This window comes from Mesorhizobium sp. WSM3866 (assembly GCF_002294795.1).
Taxonomy (GTDB): Bacteria; Pseudomonadota; Alphaproteobacteria; order Rhizobiales; family Rhizobiaceae; genus Mesorhizobium.
Map to the genome: position 1 here is coordinate 478,107 of NZ_NSGC01000004.1, position 18,846 is coordinate 496,952.

The 18,846-nt window shown below is 63.8% G+C and carries 20 protein-coding genes; 11 read left to right on the forward strand and 9 right to left on the reverse strand.

Annotated elements, in window-relative coordinates; genetic code table 11:
* The first annotated feature begins 50 nt into the window (after window positions 1–50).
* The gene (locus tag CK222_RS12835; protein ID WP_067318977.1) at window positions 51–1,016 is read left to right on the forward strand and encodes an AraC family transcriptional regulator; all 966 of its coding nucleotides are present in this window, start codon (window positions 51–53) and stop codon (window positions 1,014–1,016) included.
* Window positions 1,017–1,126: 110 nt separating this feature from the next.
* Window positions 1,127–1,558 carry a DUF4437 domain-containing protein gene (locus CK222_RS12840; RefSeq protein ID WP_095800605.1) on the forward strand — a complete coding sequence of 144 codons (432 nt, stop codon included), beginning with the start codon at window positions 1,127–1,129 and terminating at the stop codon, window positions 1,556–1,558.
* Window positions 1,559–1,591: 33 nt separating this feature from the next.
* On the opposite strand, the gene CK222_RS12845 is transcribed toward CK222_RS12840, so the two are convergent.
* The 7 genes from CK222_RS12845 to CK222_RS12875 form a co-directional block, all read right to left on the reverse strand.
* Window positions 1,592–2,695, reverse strand: coding sequence for an ABC transporter ATP-binding protein (locus CK222_RS12845; protein ID WP_095800606.1), 1,104 nt, complete (start codon window positions 2,693–2,695; stop codon window positions 1,592–1,594).
* On the reverse strand, window positions 2,695–3,798 hold the full coding sequence (locus CK222_RS12850) for an ABC transporter ATP-binding protein (protein ID WP_067318983.1): 1,104 nt from the start codon (window positions 3,796–3,798) through the stop codon (window positions 2,695–2,697). Before CK222_RS12850 ends, CK222_RS12845 begins: the two co-directional genes overlap by 1 nt.
* The gene (locus CK222_RS12855; RefSeq protein ID WP_066989971.1) at window positions 3,795–4,016 is read right to left on the reverse strand and encodes a hypothetical protein; all 222 of its coding nucleotides are present in this window, start codon (window positions 4,014–4,016) and stop codon (window positions 3,795–3,797) included. The genes CK222_RS12850 and CK222_RS12855 overlap by 4 nt, the downstream gene beginning before the upstream one ends.
* Window positions 4,013–4,969 carry a carbohydrate ABC transporter permease gene (locus CK222_RS12860; protein ID WP_066989974.1) on the reverse strand — a complete coding sequence of 319 codons (957 nt, stop codon included), beginning with the start codon at window positions 4,967–4,969 and terminating at the stop codon, window positions 4,013–4,015. Before CK222_RS12860 ends, CK222_RS12855 begins: the two co-directional genes overlap by 4 nt.
* A 1-nt stretch (window position 4,970) precedes the next feature.
* Window positions 4,971–5,876 carry a sugar ABC transporter permease gene (locus CK222_RS12865; protein ID WP_095780122.1) on the reverse strand — a complete coding sequence of 302 codons (906 nt, stop codon included), beginning with the start codon at window positions 5,874–5,876 and terminating at the stop codon, window positions 4,971–4,973.
* Window positions 5,877–5,943: 67 nt separating this feature from the next.
* Window positions 5,944–7,260, reverse strand: a complete 1,317-nt coding sequence (locus CK222_RS12870) for an extracellular solute-binding protein (RefSeq protein WP_066989980.1) — start codon at window positions 7,258–7,260, stop codon at window positions 5,944–5,946.
* 352 nt (window positions 7,261–7,612) lie between these two features.
* Window positions 7,613–8,302, reverse strand: a complete 690-nt coding sequence (locus CK222_RS12875) for a TetR/AcrR family transcriptional regulator (RefSeq protein WP_095800607.1) — start codon at window positions 8,300–8,302, stop codon at window positions 7,613–7,615.
* 118 nt (window positions 8,303–8,420) lie between these two features.
* On the opposite strand from CK222_RS12875, the gene CK222_RS12880 reads away from it, so the two are divergent.
* From CK222_RS12880 to CK222_RS12890, 3 genes are read left to right on the forward strand one after another with little or no spacing between them, the layout of a single operon-like run.
* Window positions 8,421–9,617, forward strand: a complete 1,197-nt coding sequence (locus CK222_RS12880) for a Tm-1-like ATP-binding domain-containing protein (RefSeq protein ID WP_095800608.1) — start codon at window positions 8,421–8,423, stop codon at window positions 9,615–9,617.
* Between the two features lie 12 nt (window positions 9,618–9,629).
* A complete protein-coding gene (locus CK222_RS12885; protein WP_095800609.1) occupies window positions 9,630–10,493 on the forward strand; it encodes a phosphoenolpyruvate hydrolase family protein in 864 nt (287 codons plus the stop codon).
* Between the two features lie 4 nt (window positions 10,494–10,497).
* Window positions 10,498–10,920, forward strand: coding sequence for a cupin domain-containing protein (locus CK222_RS12890; protein ID WP_095800610.1), 423 nt, complete (start codon window positions 10,498–10,500; stop codon window positions 10,918–10,920).
* Between the two features lie 142 nt (window positions 10,921–11,062).
* Here the strand turns inward: CK222_RS12890 and CK222_RS12895 are convergent, their stop codons facing one another.
* Together CK222_RS12895 and CK222_RS12900 are read right to left on the reverse strand one after the other, a co-directional pair.
* Complete coding sequence (locus CK222_RS12895) at window positions 11,063–11,470, reverse strand: nuclear transport factor 2 family protein (RefSeq protein WP_067318995.1); 408 nt, start codon at window positions 11,468–11,470, stop codon at window positions 11,063–11,065.
* 184 nt (window positions 11,471–11,654) lie between these two features.
* Window positions 11,655–12,845 (reverse strand): Xaa-Pro peptidase family protein, encoded by a 1,191-nt coding sequence (locus CK222_RS12900; protein ID WP_095800611.1) that lies wholly within the window; start codon window positions 12,843–12,845, stop codon window positions 11,655–11,657.
* 342 nt (window positions 12,846–13,187) lie between these two features.
* On the opposite strand from CK222_RS12900, the gene CK222_RS12905 reads away from it, so the two are divergent.
* The 6 genes from CK222_RS12905 (at window position 13,188) to CK222_RS12930 (ending at window position 18,826) form a co-directional block, all read left to right on the forward strand.
* Window positions 13,188–14,798: an ABC transporter substrate-binding protein gene (locus CK222_RS12905; protein WP_095800612.1), complete on the forward strand. Its 1,611-nt coding sequence runs from the start codon at window positions 13,188–13,190 to the stop codon at window positions 14,796–14,798.
* Between the two features lie 117 nt (window positions 14,799–14,915).
* Window positions 14,916–15,902: an ABC transporter permease gene (locus CK222_RS12910; protein ID WP_095800613.1), complete on the forward strand. Its 987-nt coding sequence runs from the start codon at window positions 14,916–14,918 to the stop codon at window positions 15,900–15,902.
* The gene (locus CK222_RS12915; RefSeq protein WP_095800614.1) at window positions 15,899–16,726 is read left to right on the forward strand and encodes an ABC transporter permease; all 828 of its coding nucleotides are present in this window, start codon (window positions 15,899–15,901) and stop codon (window positions 16,724–16,726) included. The genes CK222_RS12910 and CK222_RS12915 overlap by 4 nt, the downstream gene beginning before the upstream one ends.
* Window positions 16,723–17,547, forward strand: a complete 825-nt coding sequence (locus CK222_RS12920; protein ID WP_095800615.1) for an ABC transporter ATP-binding protein — start codon at window positions 16,723–16,725, stop codon at window positions 17,545–17,547. Before CK222_RS12915 ends, CK222_RS12920 begins: the two co-directional genes overlap by 4 nt.
* Entirely contained in the window at window positions 17,544–18,323 is a 780-nt protein-coding gene (locus CK222_RS12925; RefSeq protein WP_095800616.1) for an ATP-binding cassette domain-containing protein, read from the forward strand. Before CK222_RS12920 ends, CK222_RS12925 begins: the two co-directional genes overlap by 4 nt.
* On the forward strand, window positions 18,320–18,826 hold the full coding sequence (locus tag CK222_RS12930; protein WP_095800617.1) for an L-2-amino-thiazoline-4-carboxylic acid hydrolase: 507 nt from the start codon (window positions 18,320–18,322) through the stop codon (window positions 18,824–18,826). The genes CK222_RS12925 and CK222_RS12930 overlap by 4 nt, the downstream gene beginning before the upstream one ends.
* Window positions 18,827–18,846: the final 20 nt, after the last annotated feature.

Sequence of the window (18,846 nt, forward strand, 5' to 3'; positions counted from 1 at the left end):
GTGCAACATAGGGAGTGACCGGCTGGAGTTTCCATGCTAGAAACGCCGGAATGAATTACAATTCGTCCAAAACCACATTCCCGGCGTCCGGCGATCCGCTGACCGACATGCTGCGCGGATTGCGGCTCGACGGCGTCGACTATGGCCGCTGCGTGCTGGGCGAACCGTGGGCCGTTTCCTTCCCCGCGCAGAAGGCGGCGCGGTTCCATTTCATCGGCCAACAGGGCTGCTGGCTGTTCTCACCGGCCAAGGAATGGATCGAGCTCTCTGTCGGCGACGCGCTCTTGATCCCGCGTGGCGATGAGCATGTGCTGGCGAGCGCGCCGGGCGTTCCGCCCGTGCCGATCGGCCGCTATACGATCGAGCCGGTCTGCGAGAACATCTATGACGTCTCCAACGGCTGCGACGGCTGCAAGACCTTGCTGTTTTGCGGCAGCATGCATTTCAATCTCGACGGCTCGCATCCGCTGCTCGACATGATGCCCGACCTGATGCAGGCGCATAAGCTGATGGCGAACGCGCCGGGCATCCAGCATCTGCTCGATGCGATGGCTGGCGAGGTGACGATGGACCGGGTCGGCTCGGGCGGCATTCTCGCCCGCCTGGCTGACGTGCTCGCCGCCACAATCATCCGCTCCTGGGTAGAGAACGGCTGCGGCGACGCGACCGGATGGATCGCCGCGGTGCGCAATCCTGACGTCGGCAAGGTGCTCGCCGCTATTCATCTGCAGCCCGACCGGGATTGGACGGTCGGGGCCCTGGCCCGATTGATGGGCGCGTCTCGCTCCGCCTTCGCGCAGCGCTTCGCCACCGTGGTCGGCGAGACGCCGGCCAAATATGTGCTGCGCGTGCGCATGCATCAGGCGCGGCAATGGCTCGCCCGCGACGGCATGCGGGTGTCTGTCGTGGCGGCGAAACTGGGCTACGATTCGGAAGCTTCCTTCAGCCGCGCCTTCAAGCGGGTGATGGGTGTCGCGCCGAGCCATCTGCGCAATGGCGGCGGCGAGCAATCCTGACAGCCGGCGTTCAGGACGCTACCACGCTGGAGGAATTGCCAAGTCTTTTGGACGACGCGTCATTCTTCACCGACAGGGATTGCCTAAGCTGAGCCGAGGAGGAACCGCTCATGGCTAATCAACTCGCAGCGCTTGCGCTCGCCGCGCTCACCATCTCTCCGGGGCAGGCATTCGGCCTTGAAGACAGCTATCTGACGGCCGACAAGATCCCTTATGTCGTCGAAGCGCCGGACCAGCCGCAGCGCCTCGGCCCGCTATGGGGCTCGCGGACCGAGGGCGCGGCCGGCACGCTGCTCAAAGTTCCCGGGAACTGGCGCGCACCGGTCCACGCGCACACCGCCGACTATCGCGCCGTGGTCATCAAGGGGCTCTGGGCGCATTGGCAGATCCAGGGCGGCGAGGCGACCAGGGTCGAGTTGCCGCCGGGCTCCTACTGGACCCAGAAAGCCAACGAGATGCATGACGATGCCTGCCTGTCCGACACCGAATGCGTGATCCTGCTGATCAACGACACGCCCTACGAGACCTATCTGCCGAAGTAAGTGCAAGCCGACAGCAATCGGCCGGTCCGCCCGCTATCCGGCGTGCCGCAGGCTCACCCCGCTGCCCTTATCGAACAGCACCACCTTGTCCGCGTTCCAGGCAAAGCGGACCGGCTGCTCGATTTCGACGGCGGTTCTCGCCGGCACGGTGGCTCTCAGCATCGTGTCGCCGACCCTCAGCGTCACGATCTTCTCGACGCCGTGGTTCTCGACATCGTGGACCTTAGCCTCGACCGGCGCGCCGCCTTCCAGATAGACGTCCTCCGGACGGATGCCGAAGACGAGCGGGCGACCGTCGGTCGCGCCCCCCGTCTTTAGCCCCCAAGAAGCCCTGGCCCCCCCGCCAACCGGCAATTCGAAACTCATCGGCGCCATCACCGCGCGGTCGTCGACCAGCGTGCCGTCGATGAGGTTCATCGGCGGCGAGCCGACGAAGCTTGCGACATAGGTATCGCGGGGATTGTTGTAGATCTCCTGCGGCGTGCCGGTCTGCACGATGCGGCCATGGTTCAGCACGCCGACCTTGTCGCCCATCGACATCGCTTCGATCTGGTCGTGGGTGACGAACAGGAAGGTGGCACCGAGCTGCATCTGCAGGTTCTTCAACTCCGTGCGCAGCGCCTCGCGTAGCTTGGCGTCGAGCGCCGACAGCGGCTCGTCCATCAGGAACACGCGTGGTTTGCGCACGATCGCGCGGCCGATCGAGACGCGCTGCATCTCGCCACCGGAGAGCCGGTCGGTCTTGCGGTCGAGCAGATGCTCGATGCGCAGCGTGCGGGCGGCGCGCGCGACGCGGTCCTTGATCTCGGCATCCGGCAGCCGGCGAATCTTTGGCCTCAGCGGAAACTCGAGATTCTGCCGCACCGTGTAGCGCGGATAGAGCGAATATTGCTGCAGCACCAAGGCCACGTCGCGCTCGGCCGCGCTCCAGTCGGCGACGTCGACGCCGTCGATGAAGACCTGGCCCTCGGTCGGTTTCTCGAGGCCGGCGATCATCCGGAGCGTCGTCGTCTTGCCGGCGCCGGTTTCGCCCAAAAGCACGAAGAACTCGCCATCGGCGATATTGAGGTTGAGACCCGTCAGCGCGGTATGGCCGCCGAACTTCTTGGTGATGTTCTTCAGTTCGATATGGGCCATTACAGCCTTACTCCCAGCGACTTGCCGCTTGCCGTGTCGAAGAAATGCGCCTGTTCCGGGTCGATGCGGGCATGAACCTTCTCGCCCGGACCCGACACGTAGCCTGCCTTGGTGCGGGCGCGCAGCATCTTGGAGCCGACCTTGAGGTCGACAATGTCGAAGGAGCCGAGCGGCTCGATGATCTGCGCTTCGACCGGCACGTAGCCGGGAGCGGCATCATGCCGGACGAGCACGCCTTCCGGACGGATGCCGAGCGTCAAGCCACCATTGGAATGCCCGTTCAGCCTGGACAGGAGCTCGCGCGGGAACTCGAAACCCGCCGGCGCACCGCCGACGGTGACGGAGGCCGCGCCGGCCAGATCGGCGACGCTCGCCTCGGCGATGTTCATCACCGGGCTGCCGACGAATTGCGCCACGAACAGGTTTGCCGGATGCGAGTAGACCTCGTCCGGCGTGCCGACCTGCTGGATGAAGCCCTCATGCATGATGACGATGCGGTCGGCCAGACTCATCGCCTCGATCTGGTCGTGGGTGACATAGATCGTGGTCGATCCCTGCTTGATGTGCAGCCGCTTGATCTCGGCCCGCATTTCCTCGCGCAGCTTGGCGTCCAGGGCGCCGATCGGCTCATCCATCAGCATCGCCTTCGGCCGCCGCACCAGCGCGCGGCCGATCGCCACGCGTTGCATGTCGCCGCCCGAAAGCGCAGACGGTCGCTTGTCGAGCAGGTCGGTGATCCGCAACACCCTTGCGATCTCGCGCACCGAGGTGTCGACTTCACTGCTGCTCATCCGCGTGGCCCGCAACGGAAAGGCGATGTTCTCGAACACCGTCATATGCGGATAGAGCGAGAAGGACTGGAACACCATGGCGATGTCGCGGTCTGCAGCTTTCAGATGCTGCACCGCCTTGCCGTCGATCAGGATGTCGCCCTGATCGATCGTCTCGAGCCCGGCAATCGCGCGCAGCGTCGTCGTCTTGCCGCAGCCCGACTGTCCAAGCAGCACGATGAACTCGTTGTCGGCGATGGCGAGGTTCAGATTATGGATGACCTGGACCGCACCAAAGAATTTCTCGATGCCGCGAAGTTCGATCTGCGTCACTGCCCGGCCCCCTCATGCGTCACGGCGCCGGTTTCCTCTCTCTGCTCCGGTGCGATTTTCGACGTGATGTTGAAGCCGATCAGCCCGATCAGGATGATCGTCACCCCATAGGAATGCAGGCTGAGGCTCCATGGCTGGCAGAGCGCGACGATGCCGAGCACCATGAGGATCTGCGATGCCGGCAAAAGGTACTTCTCGTTGACGGCGCGAAAACTCATTTGCGGATCGCTCCGAAAGTCACGCCGCGAAGCAGGTGGTTGCGCAGCAGGAAGGTGAAGATCGCAACCGGCAGCAGGAACAGGAACGTGCCCGCCGCGATCGTGGTCCAGTCCGGCAGGCCGGAGCCGATCTGCGACGGGATGAAGGGCGGCGCCGTCTGGGCGCGCCGGTTGGTCATGATCAGCGCGAAAGCGTACTCGTTCCAGGCGGTGATGAAGCAGAACACGGCGGTGGCGGCGATGCCGGTTGCGGCCTCGGGCAGAACGATCTTGAAGAAGGCCTGCATGCGCGTATAGCCGTCGACAAGCGCTGCCTCCTCATACTCTTTCGGGATCTCATCCATGAAGCCCTTCATCAGCCAGACCGAGAAGGACAGGTTGAAGGCGACGTAGAGGATGATCAGGCCGATATGGGAGTCGTTGAGGCCAACTGCCCGGTACATCAGGAACATCGGGATGGCGACGACCACCGGCGGCAGCATGCGCGTCGACAGGATGAAGAACAGAAGGTCCGCCTCGCCGGCGATCTTGAAGCGCGAGAAGCCGTAGGCGGTGAAGGTTCCCATGCCGACGGCGAGAACGGTGCTGACCACCGCCACGATCAGGCTGTTCATGAACCGGTCGGGATATTGCGAAAGCTGCACGTCCTTGCCGACCTTCAGTACCCGCTCGCCGCCGTCGTAGATGCGCTTTTCCCACCAGGGCGCGGCTTCGTAGACTTGCGGGTCGACGGTCTTCTGCATCTGCACGCGCTTGGTGAAGAGCCGCACGAACGGCGTCACCTCGGGCTCGAACAGCACGGTTGGCGGCACGCTGACGGCGAGCTCCTTCGGCTTGAATGCCGTCGAGGCGATCCAATAGATCGGTGCGAGGAAGACCAGCGTGGCGATCAGCACCGCGGCGATGGCGACACGGTTGAGCGCGACCTCGGAAGAAGTGCGGACGGCGGCCATCTCAGCGCTCCTTCACCTTGTTGAGATACTTTACGTAGAGGTTGGTGATGGCCAGCACCATGATCAGCACGATGTAGGCGAGCGCGCAGGATTTGCCGGTGTCCCACTGCTGGAAGGCCTGCTTGTAGAGCCGGATCGCGATCAGCTCGGCGGTCGGCTGAGTCGTCATCGTGTAGGCGATGTCGAAGGTCTTGAAGGCTTCCATGGTGCGGAAGATCAGCGCGATCAAAAGGATCGGCGAGACCAGCGGCAACGTGATGCGGGTGAAGGTGTACCACCAGCTGGCGCGGTCGATCGCGGCGGCTTCGTAGAGGTGCTGCGGCACCGCCGACAGGCCGGCGAGCGACAGCAGCATGACGAAGGGCGACCACATCCAGATGTCGGTGATCGCGACGGCGTAGAGCGCGCTGTCGGGATTGGAGAGCCAGGCGAAGTCGCCGAGGCCGAAGACGTAGTTGATCGGTCCCCAGGACGGGCTGTAGAGCAGCTGCCAGAACAGGCCGACGACCGCCGCCGACATCATCATCGGCAGCAACAGCAAGGTCGTGATCAGGCCCTTCATCGGAAAGCTGCGGTTGAGCAGAAGCGCGAGGCCGAAGCCTACGATCATCTGCCCGGCCACCGACACGATCACATATTTCGCGGTGATGACGAAGTTCGACCAGATGTGATCGTCGCTGAGCAGCTCGCGGTAATTCTGCAGGCCGACGAATTGCCAGGGCTCGCTGCGGTTCGCGGCGAAGTTGGTGAAGGAATAGCCGAGCGAATAGATCAGCGGAAAAATGTTGAAGACGATGAGGAAAACCAGCGTCGGGATGATGAACATGTTGCGGATGGTCAGATCCGACCAGCCTCGCGCGGCGGCCCTGGATGCTGGATCAAGATTGGTAAGGGCTACCGAAGCCAACGGTCGTTCTCCCTGAAAACAGGAATGCCGGAGGGGAAACCCTCCTCCGGCATTCTGACTGTGACGCCTACTTGTAGCGGTTGTATTTGGTGAACGTCGCCTTCCAGTCGGCGGCGGTCTTGTCGAGCGCTTCCTGGGCGGTGCCCTTGCCGCCGACCACGAACGGATAGATGTTCTGGTTCAGCTGATCGAGCACTTCGGCATATTCAGGCGTTGCCCAGAAGTCCTTGACCATGAACATCGTGTCGTAGAAGGCCTTGTTATACGGCGTAGCGTTCTGGAAGGCCTCCGACTTCAGCACTGCCTGGCTGCAGGTATAGCCGCCGAGCTCGGCCCACTTCTTCTGGGTCTCGTCCTTGATGAACCACTCAAGGAATTTCATCGCCTCGTCCTTGTTCTTCGAGTACGAGACGACGGAGATGCCCTGGCCGCCGAGAGCGGCGAAGCGCTTGCCGTCCGGACCGGCCGGGTTGGCGAAGAAGCCGGTCACGTCGGCATAGGGGTTGGTGGCTTTGTTCACCAGCGGCGGGAAGAAGGCGAAGAAGTTCATGCTCATCGCGGCGAGCCCGCCAGTGATGGCTTGGTTGTCTTCCACGAAGAACGTCTTGCCCCAGCCGGGAGGCGTGAACTTGTAGAGTTCCTTGTACATTTCGAGGCCGGCGACGGCCTCCTTGGAATTGGTGATGCCGTCGACCTTGTAGGTCGCGTAGTCGCCGAGATCGCCGCCATAGCTGAAGATCGCGCTTTCGACGCCCATCGCCATCGCGTCATACGAGTTGTCGGTGTAGATCGCGACGCCGTAGCGCTTCTGGTCCGGACGATGGAAGAACTCGGCGATGTCGCGCAGCTGCGCATAGGTCTTCGGAACATCGAGGTCGTAGCCGTACTTCGCCTTGAAGGCTTCCTTCTCCTTCGGGTCCTCGAACCAGTCCTTGCGGTAAGACCAGCCGATCGCATCGCCTTCCAGCGGGATCGCCCAGTACTTGCCGGAACCGCCCGGGTACTCGGCATAATATTTGATGGTCGCGGGCGCCATCACATCGCCAAGCTTATGCTTGTTGAAGAAGTCGGTCAGATCCACATAGTGGCCCTGCGTCGAGCCGGCGCCCAGCCATTGCGAGTCGCCGACCACCATGTCGTAGGCGTCGCCATGCGCGTTGAACTCGGTGAAGGCCTTGGTCTGGAAATCAGGCCACGGCGTGGTCTGCACCGTGACTTTCACGCCCGTCTCGGCCGTGTAGTCGTTGACGAGTTCCTGCAGATAGTTCGCCGGATCCCATTCCGCCCAAAAGATGGTGAGTTCCTTGTCTTGCGCGCGGACGGATGTCCCGCAGGCAAGCGCCAGCCCGATACCAGCGATCACGCTGGTCACTATCTTGCGCATAGTTTTCCTCCCTTGTGCGCCTTCTACCTTGTCATGCGGGCCGGCATAGCGGTCGGCCCTGGCAGTTCCTCCCGTGACGGCATTTCCGGTTTCGGGCCTCCTCGCCCGACCAGAAAAATCGATCGCAACCTCCACCTTCGCTCCGCTTTACGCGTCCTGATCTGGTATTACCAATTCAAGAGGGACGTCAAGTTCTTTCTTGTGCAGTCCAAAACGGTTCCACAAGCCGCTCAAAGCGATATCCCTCTGTTTTCTATAATTTTTCGTACTCCTTGATATGCGGAAACCTTGTCTCCAGCGATGTATTGCAGTCATTGTTGTTGGTATCCTCTCCAATCTGGTCGAACCAGATTCAGGACATGTCTATTTCAGCTGGTGCCGAACCTCCAGTCGCCTTCGCTCCTGATTCCGCTACCGCCGCGCGCACCAGCGCGCCCGCCGTCCACTCGGCGACCGCCATCATGTCACGGCTGTCCAGCCCCCACATATCCTTCAGCACGATCAGCACCTCGACACCGAACATCATCGACAGCGCCTGGGCAAGACGCCTGAACTGGCGCGGCTTGAGCTGACCCTTGAGCGGAGCGATCGCGTCCTTCAGGAGGTCGATCCGATGGCCGCGCTTGAAAGCCGGTTCGGCGCCTAGCGTGCCAGCCTGCCGTCTCGCCCACTGGTCGAGCGAAAGCTTGAGCGCCGCCTTGAACGTCGCCTCGAAAGCCTCGATGCGCGGCATGGCGGAGGCGAAGAGTTCGGCGACCCGCTGTTCCGGATCTTTCGAATTCGATTTCCAGGTCAGGATCGGTCCGAGCCCCTCGTCGACGACCGCCTGCACCAGCGCGGCCTGGCTCGGAAAGTAGCGATAGGCGGTCGCGCGCGACACTTCCGCAGCCTCTGCAACCTCGCTGACCGAAGGCGTCACGCCGGACTGCATCAGCCGCGTCGCCGTTTCCAGCATCAGCCGCCTGGTACGGGCGCGAGCCCCCTTCCCGGCTCTTAGCTGCTCGGCGTCATCGGAAGCGGCTTGTTGACGTGAGACATCCATATCAATACGATACGCGCGTCTCAAAAAATTGCAATGGCCGGACCAAGCGCCGGGCCCGAAGCGGCAGGCCGCACCGCCGAGCAGGCCGGCTAACAGAGGAGACGACGGGGAAAGGCGAATGAAGCGTATCTATGTGGTCGGCACCGCCGACACAAAGGGTGAGGAGCTTGCCTTCCTGGCCGACGCCGTCGCCGCCGGCGGCGGCTCGGTCGTCCGCGTCGACATCGGCACACGCGGCGCGACCGTCCCGGTGGATGTCGCGGCAAGCGAGGTCGCCGCGCATCATCCCGATGGAGCCGGCGCCGTGCTCGGCACTGACGACCGCGGACTCGCCGTTGCCGGCATGGGTGTCGCCTTTATCCGCTTCATCCAATCGCGCGACGACGTCGCCGGCGTGATCGGCATTGGCGGCGGCGGCGGCACATCGATTGTCACCGCCGGCATGCGCGCCCTACCGCTCGGTCTACCGAAGATCGTGGTCTCGACGCTGGCCTCCGGCGATACCGCGCCTTACGTCGATGTCTCCGACATCGTCATGATGCCGTCGGTAACCGACATGGCCGGCCTCAATCGTCTGTCGCGCGTCGTCCTGCACAACGCCGCCCAGGCGATCGCCGGCATGGCGGCGAGGCCGGCCCCGTCAACTGCCGGCAAGCCGGCGCTCGGCTTGACCATGTTTGGCGTCACCACGCCCTGTGTCACGGCAATCGTCGAGCGCTTGCGCGCCGACTATGACTGCATGGTCTTCCATGCGACCGGCACAGGTGGCCGCTCGATGGAGAAGCTTGCCGATAGCGGCCTGCTCGCCGGCGTCCTTGATATCACCACAACCGAGGTCTGCGATCTGCTGTTCGACGGCGTGCTGCCGGCGACGGAGGATCGCTTCGGCGCCATTGCTCGCACGAAACTGCCCTATGTCGGCTCGGTCGGCGCGCTCGACATGGTGAACTTCTGGGCGCCGCCGACTATCCCCGACAAATATCGCGGGCGGCTGTTCTATGAGCATAATCCGAATGTCACGCTGATGCGCACTACCGCCGAGGAGAGCCGCCGGATCGGCGAATGGATCGGCGGCCGCCTCGCCCGTTGCGACGGCCCGGTGCGCTTCCTGATCCCGGAAAAAGGCGTGTCGGCGCTCGATGTCGAAGGCGGCGCCTTCTTCAATCCGCAAGCCGATGCGGCGCTGTTCGAGGCCATCGAGCACACCATCAAGCCGACCGGGAACCGTATCGTGACGCGCCTGCCGCTGCACATCAACGATCCTGCATTCGCCAAGGCCGCGGCCGAGGCTTTCCTCGACATCGCCAAGAAGTGAGATCCGACAAACATGGCCGCCATCCCGCGCAAAACCATACTGGAAAGGTTCCGCAAGATGATCGCCGATGGCGTTCCGATCGTCGGCGGCGGGGCCGGTACCGGCCTGTCGGCCAAGGCCGAGGAAGCCGGCGGCATCGATCTCATCATCATCTACAATTCCGGCCGTTACCGCATGGCCGGGCGCGGCTCGGCCGCCGGCCTGCTCGCCTATGGCAATGCCAACGAGATCGTCAAGGAAATGGCCTATGAGGTGCTGCCGGTGGTAAAGAAGACGCCGGTGCTGGCCGGCGTCAACGGAACCGACCCCTTCGTCATCATGCCGCTGTTTCTCGCCGAACTGAAGACGATGGGCTTTTCCGGCGTGCAGAATTTTCCGACCGTCGGCCTCTTCGACGGCACCATGCGGCAGAGTTTCGAGGAGACCGGCATGGGTTTTGGCCTCGAGGTCGACATGATCGCCGAGGCGCACAAGCTCGACCTGCTCACCACGCCTTACGTCTTCAACCCCGACGAGGCGCGCGCCATGACCAAGACGGGCGCCGACGTGGTCGTAGCCCATATGGGCGTGACCACAGGCGGCTCGATCGGCGCGACCTCGGCGAAGTCGCTGGATGCCTGCGTCGAGGAGATCGACGCCATTGCCGATGCCGCGCGCTCGGTGCGCAAGGACGTCATCCTGCTTTGCCATGGCGGGCCGATCTCCATGCCCCATGACGCGCGCTACATACTCGAGCGCTGCGAAGGACTGCACGGCTTCTACGGCGCAAGCTCGATGGAACGGCTGCCGGCCGAGGCGGCGATCGCCAGGCAGACGGCGGATTTCAAGGCAGCGGCAATCGGCAAAGCGAAAATGCCAGCAACTAGCAAGGGATGAGGCAATGGCCGACAAGAGCAAGGTGTTCGTTTATCCGAAGGAGGTCAGCGCCTTCGGCTTCGACTGGGGCAAGCTGGCCCTCACGGTCGCGCCGGAAGTGAACGGCGCGGAGCGCTTCTCCGGCGGCGTCGTCGACCTGCCGCCCGGCAAGGGGCACACCCGCCACAACCACCCAGGCGCGGAGGAGATCATCTTCGTGATTTCCGGCCATGGCGAACAGATGGTCGAGGACGAGAAGGGCAATCCGGTGGTCGCCAAGGTCGGTCCCGGCTGCACCGTCTATGTGCCGGAAAGCCGCTTCCACTCGACGCTCAACACGGGCGATCAGCCGATGCAGCTTTTCGTCGTCTATTCGCCGGCCGGCCCCGAGCTAGCGCTGCGTGACCTGCCGGATTTCAAGCTGCTGCCGCGAGACGCAAGCAATTGATGGCAAATCGCTTGCGGGCGTTATTCGCCCACCGGTTTGCTTCGCAATCACCTCTCCAGGTATGTATGGGGGCTACAGCAAACAGGTGTGCGGAGATATCGCGCACAGTCTCGTGCGAGTTGCCGCGAATAGCACCTCCAGGCTAAGCCCAGAATGCATCCCAGGCGTAGAGGTCGTAGAAGTGTTCCCGGCCATCGACTACCTTGCCGGCCCTGATGTCGAAGACGATGCAACAGAGCACATCAAGCTGTTTGCCGTTGCGTTCCCCGGTATTGCGATGGACGCCGACTACACGACCGTCCTCACTTTCCATGACATGCAGAAGATTCGCCCTGAAGGTGCCAAGGGTTTGCCCGCCATAACGGCCGAACTGGGCAAAAGTCGCCTCACGGCCTTTGTAATCCCCGGCGATCGGATTCCTTCCCGGGCTGTGCCACGTGCATTTCTCGTCGATGATTTGCGCAAGCGTGTCCATGTCTCCGGAGTTGAAGGCGGCGTAACCCCGCCGAATGAGCTCGGAGTTCTGATTTCTTGATGTTACGTCTGCCATAACTTCCTCCTGCTACCGGCCCGACGTAATCGGTCTGGTAGGAGGCGCCGGGCCACAACTCAAGTCAGCAAGATACACCCAGGACGGCGGGCGCGCACGACGAAGCTTGTTTCCCATCAATCCGCAGAAGCCGCCCCGAGGTTTGAACTCGGTCATTCGGAGTGATTGGTTTCCCGAGCGCGCTCTAGGCGACCCCGCCCCTGTTCCACCCACGCCCGCGATCGCCGAACATCGCATAGCCTGTGTCGGTCACCGCCACGGTATCCTCGAGCTTGATGAAGCCGCGCGTCGGGTGGAGCATGGTGGTCTCGACCGAAAGCACCATGTTCTTTTCCAGCGGCTTGGCCGCATAGGTGCCTTCATAGGTGACCGGATGGTTGGTCATCAAAAACGGCGCTTCATGCGTGATCAGCCCCATGCCGTGGGCGAAGAAATCCGTATAGGCCGCGACCTTGGAAGCCTTCAGCACGCTCTCGGCATGCGCGATCATGTCGCCGCCGAGCGTGCCGGCTTTGACCTTGGAGAACGCGGCCTGCTGCACCGACTCGACTTCGGACAGCAGATCCTCGAGCTCGGCATCCGGTTCGCCAAGAATACCCATGCGGCAGAGGTCGCCGATATAGCCGTGATAGTTGCCGCCGGAATCGATCGACAGCACCTCGCCCTGCTTCCACGTCTGGCTCGAGGCGGCACGGTTGTGGCTGGCACCCAGTGTCAGCAGACAATATTCGAAATGCGCGCCGCGATTGGTCTCCTCGCGCCGTAACTGCTCGATGATGTCGGTCTTGGTCGTGCCCTCGCGCGCCCAGGCGATCGTCGCCAGCATCGAATCGGTGATTAGTTCCGAGGCGATGCGCAGCTTCTCCAGTTCGGCCTCGGTCTTGACGGCGCGCATGCGCTCCAGCATGCCGGTGGCATCGATCAGCTTTGCATCCGGCAAGGCCTTGCAGATCAGCGAGTAAGCGTCCGAGGGCAGGAAAGCAGGCTCGATGCCGATGCGGGCAGCACCCTTGCCGATCTTCTGCAGATGCTCGACGGCAAGGTTGGCGGCGTCGAGCGTGCCCCAGCAGGCCGCATGCAATGTCGGTGTCCAGAACGGATGGTTCTCGTGCTCGCCGCCTTCCATCTTGTTGCCGATATAGGCCGCATGCTCCGGCCCGCCTTTTTCATAGAGGACGATCGGCAGGTAGCGGCTATGGCCGATGGCGTCCATCGCCGCGAAAAAGATGAACTTGTAGCCGCCGAGCAGATATTGCGTGTTGTGCTTGGAGGTGGCGAAAAGCACATCGATGCCGGCCTCCTCCATCAGCCGGTCCACCCGAGCCTGGTCGAACGGGATGCCGCTGGCCTCGGTTTTGCCCGGAGCGATGTTCATCTTTCCCTCCCTGATTTCCTCGGCCGCTCAAGCAGTCAAACATGATGAAACTGCCGTTTGCGGCCAAATCTGCACCATCTTGACCGTTTTGGTCCAGCCAGAATTGACAGTATCCGGCTGATCCCGCCCTCTCCTACTTGGCTTGAGGCCGCGTACGGCTTAGTCTGGTCCTACCAGATAGCCGCGACCGCAGCCCGAATATAACTGGTCCAGCGGACGAAAATTTCAGAGCCAAGCCAGCATGCGCCAAATCCGTCTCTGGCGAAACCTTTGCCAAGGGCCATAATCCCGCTGATTTTGAGGTTGCCCGCGCCGGTCGCGGGTGAAGAGGGGAGCTTGAGGATGTCCGGATTGCCGATTTCACGCCGCGGCCTGCTGGCCGGCTCGGCACTGCTTCTGGCCTCGACCGCCTTGCCGGCCATCGGCCGGGCGCAGACGCCGAAGAAGGGTGGCAGGTTGATCGTGGCCGCCGACTCCGAGCCGCGCAACCTCAATCCGGCTATTGTCGCTTCCAACGGCGTCTTCTTCATCTCCAGCAAGGTGGTCGAGGCGCTGGCCGAGGCCTCCTTCGACGGCAAGGACGGGCTTCAGCCGCGCCTTGCGCTTTCCTGGGAAGGCGCAGCCGACGGCCGGTCGGTGACCTTCAAGTTGCGCGACGGCGTCAAATGGCATGACGGCAAGCCCTTCACCTCCGCCGACGTCGCCTTCTCCGCGCTGCAGGTCTGGAAGCCTCTGCAGAATCTCGGCCGCACGGTGTTCAAGGACCTTGAAGCCGTCGACACGCCCGACAAGCTGACGGCCGTGTTCAAATTCGCCAAGCCGACGCCGTTCCAGCTGATCCGCAACGCGCTGCCGGCATTGAGCAGCGTCGTGCCGAAGCACGTCTATGAGGTGGGCAAGATCGAGGACAACCCGGCCAACAACGCTCCGGTCGGCACCGGCCCGTTCAAATTCGCCGAATACAAGGCCGGCCAGTACTATCGGCTTGCGCGGAACGATGCCTATTGGGACAAGGACGAGCCCTATCTCGACGAGATCGTCTACCAGGTGCTGCCCGACCGAACCTCTGCGGCTGCGGCGCTCGAGGCGGAAGAAATCCAGCTCGCCGCCTTCTCCGCCGTGCCGCTCGCCGACCTCGACCGCATCTCAAAGGTGCCGGGCCTGAAGGTCATCACCAAGGGCTATGAGGGGCTGACCTACCAGCTCGTCGTCGAGATCAACCATCGCCGCAAGGAACTGGCGGACCTGAAAGTGCGGCAGGCGATCGCGCATGCCATCGACAAGGATTTCGTCGTCAAGACAATTTTCCTCGGCTACGCCGCGACCGCAACCGGTCCGGTGCCGAAGAACGATCCGCAATTCTACACTGCTGACGTCCCGATCTACCCCTTCGACGTCGCCAAGGCCAACGAGCTGCTCGACGAGGCCGGCTACAAACGGGCCGACGACGGCAAGCGCTTTGCACTGAAGCTGCTGCCGGCGCCGTATTTCAATGAGACCAAGCAGTTCGGCGATTACCTGCGCCAGGCGCTGGCCCTAATCGGCATCGACGCCCAAATCGTCAACAACGACTCGGCCGCCCATATGAAAGCGGTCTATACCGACCACGCCTTCGACCTCGCCGTCGGCCCGCCGGTGTTCCGCGGCGACCCGGCGATCTCGACCACCATCCTGGTGCAGAGCGGCATCCCCGACGGCGTGCCCTTCTCCAACCAGGGCGGCTACAAGAACGCCGACCTGGATGCGCTGATCGCCAAAGCGTCAGAGACGCTCGACACATCCGCCCGCACCGAGCTCTACAAGGAATTCCAGAAAATGGTGGCGGCCGACCTGCCGCTGATCAACGTCGCCGAGTGGAGCTTCATTTCCGTCGCCCGCGACACTGTCGGCAACATCGCCAACAACCCGCGCTGGGCGGTATCGAACTGGGCGGACACCTTTTTGGCGGGTTGATCCGCACTTGCGGATTGCCTGCCTGGGTGCTGAGCTTTGAGAATGAGAGTTCCGTCGCGCCCCCCCTCTGTCCTGCCGGACGCGGCATCCAAGGGTTGGCCCTGATATGGCGTCGCCATGACCCGAGCCCTCACCCTCCTGCGCCGCCGCCTCGTCGGCAGCGTCTTCGTGCTGCTGATCGTCGTCATCGGCAGCTTCCTGCTGCTCGAAGCTGCCCCCGGCGACGCGGTCGACGCCTATATCGTCTCGACCGGCGGCGATGCCGGCATGATCGAATTGCTGCGCCACCGCTGGGGCCTCGACCAGTCGGAACTGACCCGGCTCGCCAACTATCTCTGGGCGCTCTTGCACCTCGACCTTGGCCAGTCCGTCACGTTCTCGCGGCCGATCCGCGACGTCATCCTCGAACGCCTGCCGACCACGCTCATCCTGATGGGCAGCGCAACCGCGCTCTCCTTCGGCCTCGGCTCGGCGCTCGGCATCTATGCCGGCGCGCGTCCCGGAAGCTTTCGCGACCGCTTCCTGTCGATCGGCTCGCTGGCGCTCTACGCCGTGCCGGGGTTCTGGCTCGGCCTTGTGCTGATCGTCGTCTTTGCCGTCGACCTGCGCTGGCTGCCGATCGGCGGCATCGAGACCATCGCATCGGCCAAGACCGGGGTGGCGCGGGCCGGCGACATCGCCACCCATCTTGTGCTGCCGGTCTCGGCGCTCGGCTTCATCTATCTCGCGCTCTATCTGCGCATGATGCGCGCCGGCATGGCGGAAGCCTGGCGGCAGGATTTCGTGCTTGCCGCCCGTGCCAGGGGCTTGCCGCGCCGGCGCATCGTGCTTGGGCATGTCGCCCGCAACGCGCTGCTGCCGCTGGTCACCATGCTCGGCTTGCAATCGGCGCAGATGCTGGGCGGCAGCGTTGTCATCGAAAGCGTCTTTGCCGTCCCCGGCCTCGGCCGGCTGGCGCAGGAAGCCGTCGCCGGACGCGACACGCCGCTGCTGCTCGGCATCATTTTGGTGAGCGCCGTGCTCGTTATCGTCATCAACCTCCTGGTCGATCTCGCCTACGCCTTCCTCGATCCGCGCGTCGGTGCCGGCGAGGCGGTCGCATGAAGAGGCTGCATCGCTTTTTCCAGACGCCGGAAGCGATCGCCGGCGCACTCATCCTCGCCTTGCTCGTCGCGATCGCGCTGGCAGCGCCGCTCTTTCCGGGCGACCCGCAAGCGATCGCCGGCCCGGCCTTGCTGCCGCCGTTGCAAAATTGGTCGCTGCCGCTCGGCACCGACCGGCTCGGCCGCGACGTGCTGGCCGAACTTTTCCACGGCGCGCGCACCTCGCTGGCGGTTGGACTAGCGGCGGCCGCAGCTGCGCTTCTGGTCGGCGCGGTGGTGGGCACGCTGGCCGGTTTCGCCGGCGGCTTGATCGACGAGGTGCTGATGCGCATCACCGACGCCTTCCAGACCGTGCCTAGTTTTTTGCTGGCGCTGGCCTTCGTCAGCATCGTCGGCCCCTCGCTTGGAGTGGTGATCGCGGCCATCGCGCTCGGCGCCTGGACCGGGCCGGCGCGGGTGGCGCGCGCGGAAGTGCTGTCGATCCGCGAGCGCGACTATGTCGCCGGCGCTCGCGTCATCGGCATGCATCCGCTCGAGATTGCCTTTCGCGAGGTGCTCCCCAATGCGCTGCCGCCGGTGCTGGCGCTTTCCTCGGTGATCGTCGCGGCCGCCATCCTCACCGAAGCAGCGCTTTCCTTCCTCGGCCTCGGTGATCCCAACCGCGTCACCTGGGGCGGCATGATCGCCGAAGGCCGCACTGTCTTGCGCACCGCGCCTTTTCTGTCGATCGTTCCCGGTATCGCACTGGTGCTGACCGTTCTCGGCGTTTACCTCGCCGGCGAGGGCGTGGTGGAAAGCACTGCGGTACGCAGGAGCCTGTCGTGACTGCGCTGCTTTCGATCCGCGATCTGACCGTGCGGTATCGGCGAGACGGCGTCGAGGTAACGGCGCTGAAGGGCATCAGCCTTGATGTGGAAGCCGGGGAACGCCTTGCGATCATCGGTGAGAGCGGCTCGGGCAAGAGCACGCTGGCGCTGGCGGTTGCGGGATTGTTGGCGGAAGCGGCCGAGGCTGGAGGTTCGATCGAGTGGCAGAAACCTCGATCGTCTCATTCCGTGACAGCTTCGCATTTTCAGCCCATTGGTGGCCGCGACATCGGCTTCGTCTTCCAGGACCCCTCCTTCAGCCTCGACCCGGTGATGCCGGTCGGCAAGCAAATTGCCGAGGTCGCACGCACGCATCTCAACCTCACCTGGCGCGAGGCTTATGCCAAAGCCAAAACCCTGCTCGAGCGCGTCCGCCTGCCCGACTCCGAAGCCGTCTTGCGCGCCTATCCGCACCAGCTGTCCGGCGGCCAGAAGCAGCGCGTTGCAATCGCAGCGGCCATCGCCGCCGCCCCGAAACTGCTGATTGCCGACGAGGCGACCAGCGCGCTCGACACCATCGTCCAGGCCGAGATCGTTTCCCTGATCCGCGGGTTGGTCAACGAGGACGGCCTGACGCTCGCCTTCATCAGCCACGACATCGCGCTCGCCGCCACGCTCGCCGAACGCATCGCGGTGCTGCGTCATGGCGAGTTGGTCGAATTGGGCGACACGGACCAGATCCTTGACGCGCCGCGCCATGCCTATACGCGCACGCTGCTCGATGCCCATCTCGGTCTCGACGCCAGGCCGCTTCTTGACCGGCAAGGCGCCCCGGCATGACCGTGCTCGCCGTCTCCAATCTCTCCAAGCGCTATCGCCGCGGCGGCAAACCTTTTGCGGCGGTCGACGATGTCTCGTTTGAGATCGGCCCGGCCGAAACGCTGGCCGTCGCCGGCCCGTCCGGCAGCGGCAAGTCGACGATTGCGCGGCTGGTACTGCGCCTGCTAGAGCCCGACGCTGGGCGCATCCAATTTGAGGGCGCGGACTTGCTTATCTTGTCGGGCGCCGCGTTGCGCGCCCGCCGTGCCCGCCTCCAGATGGTCTTTCAGGATCCGCTCGCCGCCTTTAACCCGCACTCCACGGTGGCGCGTGCGCTGGACGACCCGTTGCGCATCCACGGCATCGCCTCGCGCTCGGAGCGCCCGCGCCGCACCGCAGCTCTCTTGGAGCGTGTCGGCCTCGATGCCGGCCTTGCCGCGCGCGCGATCCACGAGATTTCCGGCGGCCAGCGCCAGCGGGTAGCGATCGCCCGCGCCATCGCCACCCGACCGTCGCTGATCGTCCTCGACGAGGCGGTCTCGGCGCTCGACGTTTCGGTGCGCGGACAGATCCTGGACTTGCTGCTCGACCTGCAAAGACAGGAACAGATCGCCTATCTCTTCATTTCGCATGATCTCGGCGTAATCCGCGCCCTCGCGCATCGCATCGTTCTCCTCGATGCCGGCCGGGTCGCCGAGAGCGGCGACGCCCGCACCGTCATCGCCAGCCCGCAATCGGCGGTCGGCAAGGCGCTGGTGGCGGCAACCCCGAGGCTGAATAGGATGAAAACACCATGACCGACTCCCACGCAGCCATTGCCGAAAAACTGTCGCGCGAGCTCGACTCCGCCTTTCGCAACCGGGGCGATCTCTATCGCCTCTTCCTCGATGAGCTGACCGCCGAGCTTGGCGCCGAGAAGGCCGAAGCATTAATGATCCGCACCATCGAAAAGCGCGGCCGGGAAGTCGCAGCGGCCGCTTTCGCCGGTTTCGGCCCCAATGATGCGCTGGCGATCGGCGAGGCGTTCCTTTCCGTCAGCCCGGATGGCGGGCGCATGTATCCGACCGACGTCGAGCGCAGGCCGAACCGCATCGCTTTCAAGGTGAAGCGCTGCCCGCTGAAGGATGCGTGGGTCGAGGCCGGCGTCGGCGAGGAAAAGCTTGCCACGCTCTGCCGCATCGCCGGCGCCTTCGACCGCGGACTGTTCGAAGCAACCGGCGTGCGCTTCGCCAACGTGACCTGGACGCCGGGCCACGGCTCCGGCTGCTGCCACATCGCGCTGACCAACCGCGACACCTAGCGAGCCGACGATTTGACTTT

Coding starts and splice junctions, on each gene's coding strand:
- CK222_RS12835 (WP_067318977.1), top strand. CDS start 51: ATGAATTACAATTCGTCCAAAACCACATTCCCGGCGTCCGGCGATCCG.
- CK222_RS12840 (WP_095800605.1), top strand. CDS start 1,127: ATGGCTAATCAACTCGCAGCGCTTGCGCTCGCCGCGCTCACCATCTCT.
- CK222_RS12845 (WP_095800606.1), bottom strand. CDS start 2,695: ATGGCCCATATCGAACTGAAGAACATCACCAAGAAGTTCGGCGGCCAT.
- CK222_RS12855 (WP_066989971.1), bottom strand. CDS start 4,016: ATGAGTTTTCGCGCCGTCAACGAGAAGTACCTTTTGCCGGCATCGCAG.
- CK222_RS12860 (WP_066989974.1), bottom strand. CDS start 4,969: ATGGCCGCCGTCCGCACTTCTTCCGAGGTCGCGCTCAACCGTGTCGCC.
- CK222_RS12870 (WP_066989980.1), bottom strand. CDS start 7,260: ATGCGCAAGATAGTGACCAGCGTGATCGCTGGTATCGGGCTGGCGCTT.
- CK222_RS12875 (WP_095800607.1), bottom strand. CDS start 8,302: ATGGATGTCTCACGTCAACAAGCCGCTTCCGATGACGCCGAGCAGCTA.
- CK222_RS12880 (WP_095800608.1), top strand. CDS start 8,421: ATGAAGCGTATCTATGTGGTCGGCACCGCCGACACAAAGGGTGAGGAG.
- CK222_RS12885 (WP_095800609.1), top strand. CDS start 9,630: ATGGCCGCCATCCCGCGCAAAACCATACTGGAAAGGTTCCGCAAGATG.
- CK222_RS12890 (WP_095800610.1), top strand. CDS start 10,498: ATGGCCGACAAGAGCAAGGTGTTCGTTTATCCGAAGGAGGTCAGCGCC.
- CK222_RS12895 (WP_067318995.1), bottom strand. CDS start 11,470: ATGGCAGACGTAACATCAAGAAATCAGAACTCCGAGCTCATTCGGCGG.
- CK222_RS12900 (WP_095800611.1), bottom strand. CDS start 12,845: ATGAACATCGCTCCGGGCAAAACCGAGGCCAGCGGCATCCCGTTCGAC.
- CK222_RS12905 (WP_095800612.1), top strand. CDS start 13,188: ATGTCCGGATTGCCGATTTCACGCCGCGGCCTGCTGGCCGGCTCGGCA.
- CK222_RS12910 (WP_095800613.1), top strand. CDS start 14,916: ATGACCCGAGCCCTCACCCTCCTGCGCCGCCGCCTCGTCGGCAGCGTC.
- CK222_RS12915 (WP_095800614.1), top strand. CDS start 15,899: ATGAAGAGGCTGCATCGCTTTTTCCAGACGCCGGAAGCGATCGCCGGC.
- CK222_RS12925 (WP_095800616.1), top strand. CDS start 17,544: ATGACCGTGCTCGCCGTCTCCAATCTCTCCAAGCGCTATCGCCGCGGC.
- CK222_RS12930 (WP_095800617.1), top strand. CDS start 18,320: ATGACCGACTCCCACGCAGCCATTGCCGAAAAACTGTCGCGCGAGCTC.